Raw genomic sequence first — 15,656 nt, 5'->3', positions numbered from 1 at the left:
GTGGGAATGCAGAGAAGGAAGTTCAGCCGCGAGTTCAAGCTTGAGGCGGTGAGATTGGTGAAGGATCGGGGCGTTGCGGTGGCGCAGGCGGCCCGTGATTTGGATCTCCATGAGAATGTGCTGCGCAAGTGGGTCCGCGAGACGAGCGCTGACCCGCAGCATGCCTTTCCCGGCCATGGTCAAATGAAGCCTGAGCAGCAGGAGATTGACCGGCTGCGTCGGGAAGTTACTAAGCTGAAAGCGGAGCGCGACATCCTAAAAAAGGCCGCAGCCTACTTCGCGAGGGATGCGATATGAGGTTCGCCTTTATCGCGAAGCACCGTTCGATCTGGCCGGTGGCATGGCTGTGCAATGCGCTGGATGTGTCGCGCTCAGGCTTCCATGCCTGGCTCAACCGCAGCCCCAGCGCCCGGTCCCAGCACGACGAGATGCTCGTTCCCAGGATCGACCGGAGCTTCAAGAGCAGCGACCGCACCTATGGCGCCCGTCGCGTCTGGCACGACGTCTTGGCTGAGGGAGTCTCCTGCGGTCTTCATCGCGTCGAGAGGCTCATGCGGGAGAACGGCTTGCGTGCCCGGCCTCGGCGCCGCGGGCTACCGAAGGACACTGGCGAGCGAGCCGCCGTGTCGGACAATCTCCTTGATCGCGCCTTCGAAGCTGCTGCTCCGAACCAGAAGTGGATTGCCGACTTCACCTACATCTGGACCGCCGAAGGATGGCTCTATGTTGCGGCGGTCGTCGACCTGTTCTCCAGGCGTGTCGTCGGCTGGGCGATGAAGGCCGAGATGACGGCCCAACTCGTCACCGACGCCCTAATCATGGCGATCTGGCGCCGAGGCAAGCCAGACAGCCTGCTCCATCATTCGGACCAGGGGTCGCAATATACGAGCGAGCAGTTCCAGCGCCTGATGGCCGATCACGGCATTACCTGCTCGATGAGCCGGTCCGGCAACGTCTGGGACAATGCTGCGATGGAGAGCTTCTTCTCGTCGCTCAAAACCGAGCGGACAGCCCGCAAGGTCTACAGGACGAGGGATCACGCCAAGGCAGATGTGTTCGATTACATCGAATGCTTCTATAACCCTCGGCGAAGGCACTCGACGCTGGGCTATCTCAGCCCCAACGAGTTCGAGGAGCAAGCTATGCTAGCTTAACCGGGTGTCCGAAAAACCGGCAGCAGGCCAAACTGCTTAGAGCGTGGTCGGCGGTCGCCCATGCATCCTTATCCCTAGGAACATCTGGGGGACGCCATTTGCTCTCCCCGCCCTGGCCCTTGGTGCGGACTGATTGGATTGCGCCACCGATAGGACCACACGGGAGACCCAGCGCATTGATACCGAGTGCGGCCCCTTGGTGCCTGTAAGGGTTGTCTCCCCCCTCCCTCTCTTTTCCTGTGGGTCCGGGCATCAGGTAGTCACTTTTGTTCCCCGTCAGCACCTGTGTCCCAGATTTGAGGTTGTGAATTAAGGAGGGTTTTGATCTCGTCGTCACGACGAAGGAACCAAGATGAGCCCTAAATCCTCAAGTGCCAAGAAGCCTGCCGAGCAGGTGGTAAAGGACATTCGCCGGGCGACCCGGCGGCATTTTTCAGCGGAAGACAAGATCCGGATCGTGCTGGACGGGCTGCGCGGCGAAGACAGCATCGCCGAGCTGTGCCGCAAGGAAGGGATCGCGCAGAGCCTGTATTACACCTGGTCCAAGGAGTTCATGGAGGCCGGCAAGCGCCGATTGGCGGGTGATACCGCTCGTGCTGCCACCAGCGACGAGGTCAAGGATTTGCGCCGGGAGGCCGGCGCGCTGAAGGAATGCGTCGCTGATCTGACACTGGAAAACCGTCTGCTCAAAAAAAGCATGATCGCGGATGGGGACGAGCAAGAATGAGATATCCCGCATCCGAAAAGCTCGAGATCATCAGGATCGTCGAGCAGTCACACCTGCCAACCCGCAAAACGCTGGACCGACTGGGCATCCCGCGCCGGACCTTCTATCGCTGGTATGACCGTTATGTCGAGGGCGGGCCTGAGGCGCTGCAGGATCGGCCCTCGGCGCCGAGCCGGGTGTGGAACCGCATCCCGCCTGCCATCCATGACCAGATCATCGAACTGGCGCTGGAGCAGTCCGAGCTCTCCCCGCGCGAACTGGCAGTACGGTTCACCGACGAGACGCGCTACTTCGTGTCAGAAGCCAGCGTTTACCGGCTCCTCAAGGCCTACGATCTGATCACCAGCCCGGCCTATGTGGTGATCAAGGCGGCGAACGAGTTCCACACCAAGACGACGCGACCCAACGAGATGTGGCAGACGGACTTCACCTACTTCAAGATCATCGGCTGGGGCTGGATGTACCTGTCGACCGTGCTCGACGATTACTCCCGCTACATCATCGCCTGGAAACTGTGCAGCACCATGCGGGCCGAGGACGTCACCGACACGCTGGACATGGCACTTACTGCCTCAGGGTGCGACCAGGCCCATGTGCACCACAAGCCTCGGCTGCTCAGCGATAATGGCCCCAGCTACATCGCCGGCGAACTGGCGGACTATATCCAGGACCAACGCATGAGCCATGTCCGGGGCGCTCCAATGCATCCCCAGACCCAAGGCAAGATCGAGCGCTGGCACCAGACCCTCAAAAACCGAATCCTCTTGGAGAACTACTTTCTGCCCGGCGACCTTGAGGCCCAGATCGCAGCCTTCGTCGAACATTACAACCATCGACGCTACCACGAGAGCCTGGCCAACGTAACGCCAGCCGACGCCTACTTCGGCAGGGCCGCAGCCATTATCAAACAGCGAGAAAGGATCAAACGCCAAACCATCCAACATCGGCGCTTGCAGCACCGCAAGATCGCCGCTTAACATCAACCCCAAGATGAGGCCGACACTCCGCTAATCTGCGATCCAATCTGAGCCAAATGATCTGACGACGGACAGATAGAATTGTTTTGTCGGTACTTCATAAAAAGCCTCGTCTGATGATCGGTTACATGGCGACCCGGCACAAAGATGGTTCTCCATTCCAGAAAACCACCAAGCTACCGGGCCGACCGCGATCATAAGACGCTGAAAAATTGCGCGGCGGCGGGGGTGTAACTCCGGTCGGGCTACGCCCTCCCTTCGTCACACCCCCGCCGCCGAGTCTCATCCTGATTGACGCTGAGTCTCACCTTGTTTGTCGCCGCGCAGCCAGGCATTTACGGACGATGAACTCGGATCAATGCGAGCAATCGCTCAGGATTTAAAGCGCGCCAACCGATCGATCACGGCGGCGAAGCTTCCGGGCGGCTCAAATACTGCTCAAGACCTCACTGCGGTGGGAGAAAACAACCTCCATCAATCGCTCATGAGCAAGATAGTTACCCATGCGGCGGGCGGTGCGGCGGGCTTTCTCGGCAGCGGCGGTCCGTGGGGTATCGCATTGGGCGCTGTCGGCTCTCACCTTCTGCTCGGGGCGCGAGAAGCTGGCATTAAGAGCGTTGAAGATCTGATCACGCGAGCGATGCTCGATCCTGATCTGGCTCGCACGCTGCTGATGAAGGCGCCTATAAAAGCTGGGACGGGTTCCGCGCTGACACTGGCGAACAAATTCAGGCGGATGAGCATTATGGCGCCGGTTATTTCGGCGCCTAACCAACACAAGTGAGAACGGGATTTTTCACCTGTTGTTCCCAATCCGGACCCAATGCAGTTCTCGCGGAAAGGGCACTTTCGAAGCCTGGATCGCCCTGATGAAACATCTTGATCGCGAACGACTGGCCGTGATGACCGACAACTATCGGCAGCCCCGGCTGATAGGTAGTCGTCGCATTGATAACCGAGCCGCTTGCGATGGCTGTCGTATCATAGGTTCCAGGCCCTTGCAGGACGGCGATGCTGCTTTCGGCCGCTCCATTGAAAATGATGTAGCTGTCGAACCCCGCTTTGAGGGTAGCGATCGCCGCTTCTTTCTCGGCAACCTTCGAGGCTCCTATGCCTCCGCACACTGGTGCGGCCCTGGATTGAACGATCGCCGTGTCTTTTGAAGTTTGCACCGTGCTGGCGGACGCGCAGCCGGACAAAATGACCGCCAATGCGGCCAACACAAAGTATCTCATCTCATCCCCTCCCAAGGAACTCCAAGCGATGACATATCAAAATGACGAAGCCAGCGAAATGATGCATCCCTTTGGCCTAACCGCGAAGCAGCAGCGATTTGTTGACGAGTACCTGATCGACCTCAATGGTACACAAGCTGCAATTCGTACAGGGTATAGCGCAAAGACGGCCGCTGAGCAGGCATCTCGTCTGTTAGCCAATGTTAGGATCGCGAAAGCAGTCGCAGCGAGGCAGGCGGCCATTGCCGGGACACTTGGCGTCACGCAAGAGCGCATCGTCGCTGAGCTGGCCAAGATAGCCTTTGCCGACATTCGCAAGGCTGTGAGCTGGGGTCGAAGCCCGATTGATGCCACTTCAGAAAATGCCAGATCAAACGGCCTTGGCATCTATCCGGTCGAGTTGGTGCCCAGTGACAAGATCGACGACGACACGGCGGCCGCTGTGTCTGAAGTCTCGCTGACCCAGACCGGCATCAAGGTCAAGATGCACGACAAGAAATCGGCGCTGGTCGACCTCGGCAAGCATCTTGGCATGTTCAAGCGCGTCGAACATTCCGGTCCGAATGGATCTCCGCTCCAAATCGAGCACGCAGGTGAACTCTCCAAGCTTTCACCCGAGGAGCGCGCGGTGATCCGCCAGATGGTGGAAAGGCGCAGTAGTGCGGCGAATAAAGTGGAAGATACCTGATTTGGGAATTGATGGAGCGGCGGCCTGACAGCCCTGGCACTCCTCAAAGAGGACAAAACCCATGTTGCCCGCCACGCAGCCGGATATCAGGTTGCTCTACCAGTCGTGGGTCGATCCGTTGCGTCTTCTTCCCGCACGCGTCTTGCGGCCCAAGCTCTAATCGATCGAATGTCAACCGTGACCAAGCAGCCAGCCTTTACGGTGATATTGCCCGCCTCATAATCCACATGCGTGACAGGTGCCACTATGAATACTTCGTCCCCAGGCTTCACCTTGCGCGTCAGCGTGATGACAAACGGGAATGCGTAGGAGGGCACGCTGACGCGGGCACGGCCGCTCGGAAGCAGACTCAAGACTGTGACTGTGAGCCTCGCCACGTCGCCTATTTTGATTTTATCCGGCATGGAGAGATACGTTCCGGCGCCACAGCGCGCGAGACGCTGTGGCGCCGCTGGCGACATGCGATGCAGCCAGCATTTCGCCATCCATTTCATCGATCTGATATCGCGGCATCTCATCCTCCTGGCCTCCAAACTCAGGAGGTCAGCCTTGGTTCCATAAGGCTCTCGGGATCGGGAATGAGCCTGTCGACGACAGGCGCCGCGCTGAACCGCATGCAGCTAAGCTGAGGGAATAAGCATGCTGCCGAGCCGCGCTTGAGTTTATTGTGCTGCGAATTTTGGAAATTCTTGGTCAAACTGGTATTGCCACCAGGCCGTGATCTTTTTGGCTAACTCCACGTCGGAGATACCTGAGTACAGCAATCCACCTGCCAAATCAGAGGTTCTTCTTTCGTTTGAAAAATGGCTCGTACCCGCGTTCAAGCCAAACCGACGCATCCCGGCGTCGTTGAGATTTATTCCGATGAGATCCAAGACACGGCAGTACTGAACCTTATCCAAAGTTCGCTTTGCCTGAACGACCTGCCAACACGCTGCCGAACTTTCCTGAAGGCCCTGCATGCCAGCATCGCGGTACCGGGACAAAACATTCTTGATGGCTCGATCGACATTTTCGACATCGACCCCAACGCCTCCGGAAGTCGGAGCAGACGACTGGGTTGGCGTCTCGGTTCTGGCCTTCGCTGAATCCTGTTGTGTGATTGGGACAACATCGATGCCAAGTAGGGACGCGTCACGAAATGAAAGCCATTGCATATTCTCCGGAGGGGCTGAAGCAACATAACGAACGACGTTTTCCCCCATTCCCAACTCACCGAGATAGAGCCCAACAAGAGCGTTGCCGAGCCCGGATTCTGTTTTCAGGTCGGTACCCACGTAGGCGACATGAAAGCCGATCCTGGCTCTTTCACTGGCTAGAGCAGAATCTGATCATTCCGGCTCATATCCTGTTGCGGCGAAGTAGTTGGCGCACTCGGTTGGTGTGAAGCAAGGCAGTGCGGCGCTGATGGTATCCCACAATTCCGCGACGGTTCGTGCGGCGGCTTTGCGTAGAATCGATTTCAGCTTGGAAAAGGCGTTCTCGATCGGGTTGAAGTCGGGGGAATAGGGCGGGAGGAACATCATCCTTGCGCCGGTTGCTTCGATCGCCACACGGGCGGCTGCGCTTTTGTGCGCCGGCAGGTTGTCGAGGATCACGACATCGTCGGGCCGCAGCGTCGGCACGAGAACCTGCTCGACATAGGCGACAAACCATTCGCCAGTCATCGGGCCGTCCAGGACCATTGGCGCGGTCATGCCAGTGAGGCGCAGGGCGCCGGTGAACGTCGTCGTCTTCCAATGGCCATGCGGGATTGGCGATCGGCACCGCATCCCGCGCTTCGTGCGCCCCCGCAGTCGAGCCATCTTTGTCGAGGCTCCGGTCTCGTCGATGAAGACCAGATGCTCGGGATCAAGATCGGGCTGGGCGTCGAACCAGGCGTTTCGTCGCGCCGCCACGTCTGGCCGCTCCTGCTCGCTGGCGTGCGCCGTTTTTTTTGAAGGTCATGGAGTGACGATCGAGAAACCGCCAGATCGTGCTCGTCGCAAACGACGCGCCATGCTCCTGTCGCAGCAACTCGGCGAGTTCGACCAGCGTGATGTCCACCCGCCTCTCGATCGCCGCCAGGATGATGTCGCGATACGCTTCAACGCGGTGGGACCGCCTGTCGCCGCCCTGCGGCTTTGCGCAGGTGGCTCCGGTCTCGCGCCATTCCCGGACCCAACGCACCGAGCTTGCCGCCGCCACGCCAAATCGCGCCGCTGCCGCCCGTCGCGACAGGCCGCCATCAACCGCTGCGACCACCCGAGCCCGCAAATCTTCCGATAAGGATTTCGCCATGCCATGCCGGCCTCCGAATCCAGCAGATATGCTGAATCAGATTTCCAATCCCAACGAACCCCTATCGATTCTATCCGCTCGGATTTTGCTCTAGTTTGACGCGCCCCGCAAGCCACGCCAAAGCGCAGGCTGAGGCGCAAGTGTCATCAACGGCGGTGTTCCATCCTCGCTTGTGGATTAGTCTGCCGATCTTGATGCCAGCCTCAAGGTCGCCGCCTGGCGAGTTGAAATAAACTATAGCTGTACCCTGCGTTTCGTCCGAGACTGACTGAAACTTCGCTATATCGGAGAATACGATATCTCCTGTACTCTCTCCAGCCTGCCGTTGGCACATGCATGGAGCCATTCATCCGCCATGGCGCCCGACTTTTGGACGCCTCCATTCGCCGCCGCTTGCCCATAGCGGCGTCCTTGTAAAGATGCGCTACGAAGCGCAAGAATGGCGCCCGTCGCATAATTTAATCGGCTGAGCGGATGAGTTTCATGGCGCAGAATATTCTCGATAAGACGTTGGCCGGCGCGGTATAGGGTCAGGAGACGGTTATTTCGGAGGTTCAATGACTGCGACATCGGAAAATCTAAAGCCCCTTCTATGGGAACCCAAGAACCTGGTTCGTGCCATCGAAGCCGCCGGGGTCACCCTTTGGTCTTGGAATGTGGATACCGACGCACTGACAATGGATGATCGGGCCTATGATCTGTGGGGCGTTGAGCGCGGTGACGAAGTCAAATTTGAAGACCTGTCTGCACACATTCATCCTGCTGACCGCGACAGAGTCCGGGCGGCTTTCACGGCTACTCGTGCTCTGATCGGCGCTTACGAAATCGACTTTCGCATAATGGTCGGGGACGAACTCAGGTGGATTTCCGCTCGCGGTCAAGGCGACGATGCTGGAATAGTCCAACGTAATATGTTCGGCATCTTTATCGATGTAACAGGGCGAAAGCAGGCGGAAGAGGGCCGCGAACTTCTGGCAGGGGAGATGAGCCATCGGGTCAAAAACCTGCTCGCCATCGCCTCCGGCCTCACCGCTATTTCGTCGCGCTCGACCTCAACGACAAGTGACATGGCCCGCGAACTAACACAGCGGCTGACCGCCTTGGGGCGTGCTCATGATCTCGTCCGGCCACTGCCGGGGCAAACAGAGGCAGCGGCGGCACTCCTTGGCGACCTACTCAGCGTTCTTCTCGCACCTTATGATGATTTGGGGGCGTTTAGCGGACGCATTAGGGTGTCAGTGCCCCGCATCAGCGTCGGCGAATCGTGTGCGACGATCCTTGCACTCATCGTGCATGAACTGGCCACTAATTCCCTGAAATACGGGGCCCTATCGTTAGCAACTGGTACGCTCGACGTCTCGTGCTCTGCACAGGACGAAGCTGTTACAATCGTTTGGACAGAGAGTGGAGGACCGCCGGTAAAAGCACCGACTGGTGCGCCAGGCTATGGAAGCAGACTCGTCGAACGAAGCGCATTGGGACATCTGCGCGGCTCGATTGCTTATGATTGGGCTCAAGAAGGTGTTGTGGTCACTTTGAAAGTCGACCCGGAACGCCTTACCCAATAACATCGACAAGGCCAAATTGCACGCCAAGATCAAGGGCCAGCTAAAGACGGTCCTGACCCACTCGCATCAGCCGAAGGGCGGCCCGAAGGCCAAGCCCACACCGCGAAGAAGGCGACGGGGCCGAAGACAAAGCGGAAATAGGCGCGTTTCCGCTAATCCGACCATCAAGCGCGTCGTCACCGTACACTGAGAGCCTCCGCCAAATGGCGGACCCGGCCCGCCGCCTCACGGTGGCGGGCCTCGTTGCTTAATGGCTCGGCCGATTCAGCGCGGGACCGACGCGAGCCCCGATGCCGAGCTCTGTTCCGCTTGAGAAAACTACGATAGGCCGCGAGCACAGCGCGATAAAATTCCGCTGGTCAGTTCAGGGTTTCCAATATTCGGGTAATTCTGGAAATTAATTATCGGCACGCTATTTATTTGTCCATCGCCATATCCGGGGCAGCGGATGATGATCCAAGCGGCAGTCATGGCTGTGGCGGCAGTTGGCCTGTTGCAACGTGGTGAAATGCAATTTCTTTGCGAAAGAACGGGATAGGTTTCTGATGCCTCGCGATCACACCGAAAATCATCTGTTGGGACGGATTGGCTGGCTTCGCGCGGCTGTCCTCGGCGCTAACGACGGCATTATCTCGACTGCAAGCCTGATTTTAGGCGTGGCTTCAGCCAGTACTTCATCCGGAAGCGCCGTCCTTGCCGGCATTGCGGGACTAGTTGCCGGAGCAATGTCGATGGCGGCCGGCGAATATGTTTCCGTCAGTTCCCAGAAGGACACCGAAGAGGCTGATCTGGGCAGAGAACGCTTGGAACTTGCTGCTGATCCCGTTTCGGAAAAGACGGAACTGGCGCAAATATACGTGGCGCGTGGACTTGACCAGAATCTCGCGCGTCAGGTTGCTGAACAGCTCATGGCCAAGGATGCGCTTGGAGCACATGCCCGAGATGAACTAGGCATTTCGGACGTTTCGGCTGCACGTCCCGTCCAGGCAGCGTTAGCTTCGGCCGGGAGCTTCTCAGCCGGCGCGGCTGCTCCCCTTATCTTGACACTAGTGTCCCCAGCGTCATGGCTGATCTGGTCCGTCTCGATTGGATCATTGATATTTTTGGGGCTTCTCGGCGCCGTCGGCGCGAGGGTCGGAGGTGCAAGTCTTCTCAGACCGACTATTCGCGTTCTTTTCTGGGGATCTCTGGCTATGGCCATAACCGCCGGCGTAGGCGCCGTTTTTGGCACACGCGTGTGAGCTTCTCTGCATAGGTCGCTGAGTGTCTGTCCAGAAAATTGTTGAATCGGATGAATATTCGAAAGGTCGTAAAGAGCGATTTCCGGACCTCACTCGGTGCCGAAACTTATTATGGTAGCGTTCGCAGTCGTGGAACCAATCGTCGATTTCACGCACACCACATGAGCCCCTCTCGGGCATCCGAAAGGGGCTACACCGGTAAATGTCGGATTAACGTCGGTCATCGCCCGTCCTTCGCCTTGGCGTATCCGTTTGGCGTCGTATCGGCTATCGAGTGGATGACGGCGCCTTTGCGCCCGCACCGATCGCATTTGAGGGATGCAGAAATCCGCCTCTCGCCGACCATCTCATAGTCTGTCCCGAACCGCTCTATCAGCATGTCCATGTCCAGCGGCTTGCCGTGGCCGCAATTTGGGCCAGCGCAATTGGCCATCAATCCCATACCAGAGGCTTTGATTTCGGAAAGCGTTGTCATGAGGCGAGGATAAGCTGCACGCGGACAAACGAAAAGCCCGTTCCGGCGTGAGCCGAAACTGGCCGTCGTTTATCTGTCGAGGGACATGAAACGCGATCGTGTTCGAATAGCTAGGAGTTGCGAGAAACCCGCAATCGCCAATTCCCGGGCTATTCCCACCTGGTCTCGGTCGAATACCGGCGAGCGGCGCTCAACTGAAGTGGGGATAAAAGTGGGGATAGAATGACGCTATTCCAAATCATCCTTGTGATTCAATACTTTGGGATGATCCGCTGGTGGAGCTGAGGAGGATCGAACTCCTGACCTCGTCATTGCGAACGACGCGCTCTCCCAGCTGAGCTACAGCCCCGTCCAGCGGATGGCGCATTTATGGGGCGGCGCGGTTTCCTGTCAAGGCGGCGGCTTGCCGAAATTTCCCCTCGCCAACCGCCGGCCCGGCATGCGGCGGAAGGCGGCCCTTGCCGGTTTGGCCAGCAGTGGCTACATGTCGGCAACAATCGGAGACCGGCATGCTCGCCCTTATTCAAACAATCGTCATGGCGCTTGACCTCTACTGGTGGATCATCATCGCCTCGGCGATCTTTTCCTGGCTCTACGCCTTCAACGTGGTCAATTCGAAAAACCAGTTCGTCGGCAGTATCGGCAACATGCTGTACCGTCTGACCGAGCCTGCCTTGCGGCCGATCCGCCGCTTCATGCCGGACCTGGGCGGCATCGACATCTCGCCGATCATCCTGCTGCTGCTCCTGTTCTTCGTCAGGCAGTTCATACTCACCACGGTAGCGCCGCTGGTCCTGTGAGCCCGGCGAGCGCATGAGTGCGCCGTTCCGCACCCGCGAGAACGGTATCGACCTGTTCGTTCGGCTGACACCGAAGTCTTCCATGGACCGGCTCGAAGGCGTCGAGACATCGGCGGATGGACGAAGCCATCTGAAGGCGCGGGTTCGCGCCGTGTCTGAAAACGGCGCCGCCAACGCCGCGCTGGAAAAGCTGCTCGCCAAGGCGCTTGGCGTGCCGGCATCGGCGGTTTCTGTCGTCGCAGGCGGCACGGCCCGGCTTAAGACGCTGCGTATTGTTGGCGAACCGGCGATACTGGCGACGCGCATCGAGACGCTCAGCGTATAGATCGTCCCCTACCTTCGCGTAGGGCCTTGGGTCAGTCGCCCAGCGGTAAGCGTGGGTCGTCTACCTTCAGCGTGTTCACGCTCTGCTTGATGCGGCGCAGGTTCTCCAGCACTTTCGGTCCGCGTGTCTCCGCGACCGACGTGACGATCATGTCGACGATCGCCAGCAGCGCGTAGCGCGACGATGTTGGCTTGTAGATGTTGCCATCCTCGAGCGGCTGCCACTGGATGACCGTGTCGGCGGTTTTGGCGAGTGCGGAGTCCGGCGCGGTGATGGCGACCGTGGTGGCGCCATATTGCTGGGCGACCTGCACCGCCTCGATGACCGATCGCGCGTAGCCGGAAACCGAAAAGGCGACCACGGTGGTGTCGGGAGTGGCAACGGCGGCGTACATGCGCTGCAACTGGCCATCGATCTGCGCCAGCACCGACACGCCAAGCCTGAACAGCCGGTTCTGCATTTCCGTCGCCATCATCGACGAAATGCCGCCGGAACCGATGCACAGCACATTGCCGGAGGTCGCGATGCGCGCGGCGACGTCGACCAGCGTCGTCATGTCGAGGTTCTCACTGGCGCGCTGGATGGAGGCGATCGCGGCTTCGGTGATGGCGGATGCGATGCGCTGCTCACGGGCGTCGCGGCTCAGCGGTTCGGGCGACAGATACTGGCCGCCGATTGCGATGGCCTGCGCCAGATAGAATTTGAAATCGCGCAGGCCCTCGCAGCCGAGATTACGACAGAAGCGGGTCACCGTCGGCTCGCTGACGCCGACGCGCGCGGCGATCTCCGAGATCGCCGCCTTGGAGGCAAAGTCCAGATCGGACAGCACGAGGCCGGCCAGCCGGCGATCCGACTTGGTACCGTCCTGCGACATCAGCTGCAGGCGCGTGATGATGTCGGCCGGCGTTTTCATGGTCGTGTTTTCACAGGGGCAGGCCTGTCGTCTTGTCGAACAGGTGAACGTTACGTGGATCGACCGTCACCGGCAGCAGGTCGCCTGGGCGCGCATGAACCCTGTCGCGGAACACCGCACGCACCGTATCAGCGCCAATGGTGCCGTAAATATGGGTCTCGGAGCCTGTCGGCTCGACGACGTCGACCTTGATCGCCATCGCGTCCTCGGCCTCGCCGATGACGAAGTGCTCGGGCCGGATGCCGGCTTCCACCACGCTGGCCGCTGTCACCGCCTTGCCGGCAAGCGCAAGCCGCCCGCCACCGGCGGACTCGAACCAGTTCTTGGAGTCTGTTGTCTTGAGAACCCCGGAAACAAAACTCATCGACGGGGAGCCAAGGAAGCTGGCGACGAATTTGTTGGCCGGCCGGTCGTAGAGCTCCAGCGGCGGCCCGACCTGCTGGATCTTGCCAAGGTTCATCACCACGATGCGGTCGGCCATGGTCATGGCTTCGATCTGGTCGTGCGTGACATAGACGATGGTCGATTTCAGCCGCTGGTGCAGCGCCTTGATCTCGGTGCGCATCTGCACGCGCAATTGCGCATCGAGGTTGGACAGCGGCTCGTCGAACAGGAAGACCGATGGCTCGCGCACGATGGCGCGGCCCATGGCGACGCGCTGGCGCTGGCCGCCCGACAATTGCCGGGGGTAGCGGTCGAGATAGGAGAACAGGTTCAGCACACCCGACGCCTTCTTGACCTTCTCGTCGATGACAGTCCGGGTTTCGCCACGGATCTTCGGGCCAAAGCCGATATTGTCCGATGCTTTCAGATGCGGGAACAGCGCATAGGACTGGAAGACCATCGCGATGTTGCGTTTCTGCGGCGGCAGTTCGTTGGCGCGCTCGCCGCCGATCAGCAGATCGCCGGAACTGATCGTCTCCAGCCCGGCCAGCATGCGCAGCAAGGTCGACTTGCCGCAGCCGGATGGTCCGACCAATACGACGAACTCGCCGCTCTTGATGTCGAGGCTGATGTTCTCGAGGATCTTGTGCTGTCCGAAGGATTTCGAGAGGTCGCGAAACTCGACGTCGGTCATGGTTACGCTCCCAATATGTCGTCAATGAACGGCAGGCATCCGGCGGTCAGCCCGGCATCCACCGGCATCACCACGCCGGTTATGCCCGATGCGCGGTCGGATGCAAGGAAGGCGACGGCCTCGGCCACTTCCGAAGCATTGACGATGCGGCCAAGCGGGTAGAGCCGTTGCAGCTTGCCGAGGATTTCGGGATCTTTTGCAAGGCGGTGATCCCAGGCGGCGGTGCGGATCGAGCCCGGGCAGACGACATTGGCGCGCAGGCCGTTGCGGCCAAGTTCCACGGCAATCGCTTTTGCATAGGCGTTTATGCCGGCCTTGGCCGCGGCATAGGCGGGATTGCCGAAATGCGCGATGGCATTGACCGAGGAGATGAAGACGACGCTGCCGGAGCCGCGCCCGGCCATCGCCTTGACAAGCGGATCGGCGAAATTCATCACGCCGGTCAGGTTGAGGTCTAGCTCCTGCTCTATCTTGTCCGGCGTCAGGGCGGCCAGCGTTTCGGCGCGCGTCCAGCCTGCATTGTTGATGAGGATGTCCGGCACGCCGTCCCTGTCGAGGATCGCACTGACCGAACCCTCGATCGAAGCCCGGTCGAGAAGGTTGAAGACGTGGCGGGAGGCAAGGTGCGGGCTGTTCAGCGCCTCGCTCGACTGATCGCAGCCAACGACCCGTGCGCCCCTTTGCGCCATCAGTTCCACGATCGCGGAGCCGAGGCCGCCGCCCGCGCCGGTCACCACGACAGTCTTGCCTTCGAACTCGGCTTTCGAACCCACCGTGCGACACCCTCCGGGATCTCTGACAATTGCCGTCAGAGCTAGTGCAGAGAATGTAATTAAGCAACAGAATAATCTGCTTGCAAGCCACCAAATGATCGATAATGTAGGAAAGTCACACAATCTTTCGTCGTCCAATGGCGAGAGGGCGCAGAAGCGCAAATCAAATGGGAGACATCGAATGAACCTTGCAAAATGGACTGTCGGCCTGATGGCCGGAATGAGCATGATGGCGCTGGCCGCGCAGGCGAATGCCGGCGAGGTGCGTGTCACCGTCGCCGAATACAGCGCCAAGACCGGTCCCTATTTCGACAGCGTCAAAAAGGAATTCGAGGCGGCAAACCCCGGCATCACCGTCAAGTTCGAGGTGGTGCCGTGGGATGTTCTCCTGCAGAAGCTGACCACCGACATCACCGCCGGCACCAATGCGGATCTGTCGATCATCGGCACGCGCTGGCTGATCGATTTCGTCCAGCAGGGCGTCGCCGAGCCGCTGGACAGCTACATCACGCCTGACTTCAAGGGCCGCTTCATCGACACCTTCCTGTCGCCCTCGATCATGGAGGGCAAGACCTACGGCCTGCCGATCGCGGCTTCGGCGCGCGCCATGTACTACAACAAGGAGCTGTTCGAGAAAGCCGGCATCGCCAAGCCGCCGGCAAACTGGACGGAGTTGCAGGAGGATGCCCGCAAGATCAAGGCGCTGGGGTCAGGCACCTTCGGTTTCGGCCTGCAGGGCAAGGAGATCGAGACCGACGTCTATTACTATTATGCGATGTGGTCCCAGGGCACCGAGATCCTCAACAAGGACGGCACATCCGGGCTGAGCACGCCGGGCGCGCTTGAAGCCGCCAAGCTCTACAAGTCGATGATCGATGAGGGCCTGACCGAGCCAGGCGTCACCTCCAACAACCGCGAGGACGTGCAGAACCTGTTCAAGCAGGGCAAGGTCGGCATGATGATCACCGCACCCTTCCTGTCCAACCAGATCAAGGACGAGGCGCCGAACCTGAAATATGGCGTGGCGGCTATCCCGGCCGGGCCGACCGGTGCACGCGGCACCTATGGCGTGACCGACTCCATCATCATGTTCAAGAATTCCAAGAACAAGGATGAGGCCTGGAAGCTGCTCGACTTCCTGTTCACCAAGGAGCAGCGCGCCAAGTTCACGCAGGGCGAAGGCTTCCTGCCGGTGAACAAGGAAGAGGCGAAAATGGACTACTACGTGAACAATGCCGATCTGGCGGCGTTCACCGCGCTGCTGCCCGACGCCCGCTTCGCGCCGGTCATTCCGGGCTGGGAAGAGGTGGCTCAGATCACTTCCGACGCCATGCAGAAGATCTATCTCGGCAGCGGCGAGCCCGAAGCAATCTTGAAGGATGCGGCGGCAAAGGCCAACGCGGTCCTCAAGAAATAAGGGCG

At 59.5% G+C, this 15,656-nt stretch carries 15 protein-coding genes and 1 tRNA gene; 9 read left to right on the top strand and 7 right to left on the bottom strand.

Annotated elements, in window-relative coordinates; genetic code table 11:
* Nucleotides 1-6 precede the first annotated feature (6 nt).
* The 3 genes from LGH82_RS21625 to LGH82_RS21615 all read left to right on the top strand — a co-directional run bounded on the left by LGH82_RS21625 (nucleotide 7) and on the right by LGH82_RS21615 (nucleotide 3,642).
* Nucleotides 7-1,154, top strand: a protein-coding gene (locus LGH82_RS21625; RefSeq protein WP_227344222.1) for an IS3 family transposase whose coding sequence is annotated in 2 segments (ribosomal slippage) — nucleotides 7-256 and nucleotides 256-1,154 — 1,149 coding nt in all. Because the reading frame shifts where the segments join, the coding sequence is not laid out codon by codon here.
* 352 nt (nucleotides 1,155-1,506) lie between these two features.
* A protein-coding gene (locus LGH82_RS21620) for an IS3 family transposase (RefSeq protein WP_227344189.1) occupies nucleotides 1,507-2,858 on the top strand; the annotation gives its coding sequence in 2 pieces (ribosomal slippage) (nucleotides 1,507-1,843 and nucleotides 1,843-2,858; 1,353 coding nt in all).
* 313 nt (nucleotides 2,859-3,171) lie between these two features.
* Nucleotides 3,172-3,642, top strand: coding sequence for a hypothetical protein (locus LGH82_RS21615; RefSeq protein WP_227344669.1), 471 nt, complete (start codon nucleotides 3,172-3,174; stop codon nucleotides 3,640-3,642).
* Here LGH82_RS21615 and LGH82_RS21610 read toward each other — a convergent pair.
* The gene (locus LGH82_RS21610) at nucleotides 3,626-4,093 is read right to left on the bottom strand and encodes a hypothetical protein (protein ID WP_227344668.1); all 468 of its coding nucleotides are present in this window, start codon (nucleotides 4,091-4,093) and stop codon (nucleotides 3,626-3,628) included. The genes LGH82_RS21615 and LGH82_RS21610 overlap by 17 nt on opposite strands.
* Nucleotides 4,094-4,121: 28 nt before the next feature.
* On the opposite strand from LGH82_RS21610, the gene LGH82_RS21605 reads away from it, so the two are divergent.
* The gene (locus tag LGH82_RS21605) at nucleotides 4,122-4,781 is read left to right on the top strand and encodes a terminase small subunit (RefSeq protein WP_227344667.1); all 660 of its coding nucleotides are present in this window, start codon (nucleotides 4,122-4,124) and stop codon (nucleotides 4,779-4,781) included.
* Between the two features lie 662 nt (nucleotides 4,782-5,443).
* On the opposite strand, the gene LGH82_RS21600 is transcribed toward LGH82_RS21605, so the two are convergent.
* Entirely contained in the window at nucleotides 5,444-6,058 is a 615-nt protein-coding gene (locus tag LGH82_RS21600) for a hypothetical protein (RefSeq protein ID WP_227344666.1), read from the bottom strand.
* A 54-nt stretch (nucleotides 6,059-6,112) separates the two neighbouring features.
* Nucleotides 6,113-7,061 (bottom strand): IS630 family transposase gene (locus LGH82_RS21595; protein WP_227343924.1). Its coding sequence is split into 2 segments (ribosomal slippage): nucleotides 6,113-6,719 and nucleotides 6,718-7,061, totalling 951 coding nucleotides; the frame shifts between segments, so codons are not numbered across the junction.
* A gap of 557 nt (nucleotides 7,062-7,618) precedes the next feature.
* Here LGH82_RS21595 and LGH82_RS21590 point away from each other — a divergent pair.
* Together LGH82_RS21590 and LGH82_RS21585 are read left to right on the top strand one after the other, a co-directional pair.
* Nucleotides 7,619-8,629, top strand: coding sequence for a sensor histidine kinase (locus tag LGH82_RS21590; RefSeq protein ID WP_227344665.1), 1,011 nt, complete (start codon nucleotides 7,619-7,621; stop codon nucleotides 8,627-8,629).
* A gap of 545 nt (nucleotides 8,630-9,174) precedes the next feature.
* Nucleotides 9,175-9,870 (top strand): VIT family protein, encoded by a 696-nt coding sequence (locus LGH82_RS21585; RefSeq protein ID WP_227344664.1) that lies wholly within the window; start codon nucleotides 9,175-9,177, stop codon nucleotides 9,868-9,870.
* A gap of 748 nt (nucleotides 9,871-10,618) precedes the next feature.
* Here LGH82_RS21585 and LGH82_RS21580 read toward each other — a convergent pair.
* A tRNA-Ala gene (locus LGH82_RS21580) sits at nucleotides 10,619-10,694 on the bottom strand.
* A 160-nt stretch (nucleotides 10,695-10,854) separates the two neighbouring features.
* Between LGH82_RS21580 and LGH82_RS21575 the strand changes: the two genes are divergently transcribed.
* On the top strand, nucleotides 10,855-11,145 hold the full coding sequence (locus LGH82_RS21575; protein WP_227344663.1) for a YggT family protein: 291 nt from the start codon (nucleotides 10,855-10,857) through the stop codon (nucleotides 11,143-11,145).
* Nucleotides 11,146-11,158: 13 nt separating this feature from the next.
* Nucleotides 11,159-11,470, top strand: a complete 312-nt coding sequence (locus LGH82_RS21570; RefSeq protein WP_227344662.1) for a DUF167 family protein — start codon at nucleotides 11,159-11,161, stop codon at nucleotides 11,468-11,470.
* A gap of 31 nt (nucleotides 11,471-11,501) precedes the next feature.
* Here LGH82_RS21570 and LGH82_RS21565 read toward each other — a convergent pair whose 3' ends face one another.
* From LGH82_RS21565 to LGH82_RS21555, 3 genes are read right to left on the bottom strand one after another with little or no spacing between them, the layout of a single operon-like run.
* A complete protein-coding gene (locus LGH82_RS21565; protein ID WP_227344661.1) occupies nucleotides 11,502-12,383 on the bottom strand; it encodes a MurR/RpiR family transcriptional regulator in 882 nt (293 codons plus the stop codon).
* A 10-nt stretch (nucleotides 12,384-12,393) separates the two neighbouring features.
* Nucleotides 12,394-13,461, bottom strand: a complete 1,068-nt coding sequence (locus LGH82_RS21560) for an ABC transporter ATP-binding protein (protein ID WP_227344660.1) — start codon at nucleotides 13,459-13,461, stop codon at nucleotides 12,394-12,396.
* A gap of 2 nt (nucleotides 13,462-13,463) precedes the next feature.
* A complete protein-coding gene (locus tag LGH82_RS21555) occupies nucleotides 13,464-14,234 on the bottom strand; it encodes an SDR family NAD(P)-dependent oxidoreductase (RefSeq protein WP_227344659.1) in 771 nt (256 codons plus the stop codon).
* Between the two features lie 181 nt (nucleotides 14,235-14,415).
* Here LGH82_RS21555 and LGH82_RS21550 point away from each other — a divergent pair, with 181 nt between their 5' ends.
* Nucleotides 14,416-15,651 (top strand): ABC transporter substrate-binding protein, encoded by a 1,236-nt coding sequence (locus LGH82_RS21550; RefSeq protein ID WP_227344658.1) that lies wholly within the window; start codon nucleotides 14,416-14,418, stop codon nucleotides 15,649-15,651.
* Nucleotides 15,652-15,656: the final 5 nt, after the last annotated feature.

Origin of the sequence: Mesorhizobium sp. PAMC28654 (assembly GCF_020616515.1) — a bacterium.
Lineage (GTDB): Bacteria > Pseudomonadota > Alphaproteobacteria > Rhizobiales > Rhizobiaceae > Mesorhizobium.
The sequence above is the reverse complement of the archived record's forward strand: the minus strand, read 5'-3'. Positions and strand labels throughout refer to the sequence as shown.

Bases quoted from the DNA above. Each gene is read 5' to 3' on its own strand.
- LGH82_RS21550 (WP_227344658.1), top strand. From the start codon at position 14,416: ATGAACCTTGCAAAATGGACTGTCGGCCTGATGGCCGGAATGAGCATG.
- LGH82_RS21605 (WP_227344667.1), top strand. From the start codon at position 4,122: ATGACATATCAAAATGACGAAGCCAGCGAAATGATGCATCCCTTTGGC.
- LGH82_RS21570 (WP_227344662.1), top strand. From the start codon at position 11,159: ATGAGTGCGCCGTTCCGCACCCGCGAGAACGGTATCGACCTGTTCGTT.
- LGH82_RS21610 (WP_227344668.1), bottom strand. From the start codon at position 4,093: ATGAGATACTTTGTGTTGGCCGCATTGGCGGTCATTTTGTCCGGCTGC.
- LGH82_RS21560 (WP_227344660.1), bottom strand. From the start codon at position 13,461: ATGACCGACGTCGAGTTTCGCGACCTCTCGAAATCCTTCGGACAGCAC.
- LGH82_RS21590 (WP_227344665.1), top strand. From the start codon at position 7,619: ATGACTGCGACATCGGAAAATCTAAAGCCCCTTCTATGGGAACCCAAG.
- LGH82_RS21575 (WP_227344663.1), top strand. From the start codon at position 10,855: ATGCTCGCCCTTATTCAAACAATCGTCATGGCGCTTGACCTCTACTGG.
- LGH82_RS21585 (WP_227344664.1), top strand. From the start codon at position 9,175: ATGCCTCGCGATCACACCGAAAATCATCTGTTGGGACGGATTGGCTGG.
- LGH82_RS21565 (WP_227344661.1), bottom strand. From the start codon at position 12,383: ATGAAAACGCCGGCCGACATCATCACGCGCCTGCAGCTGATGTCGCAG.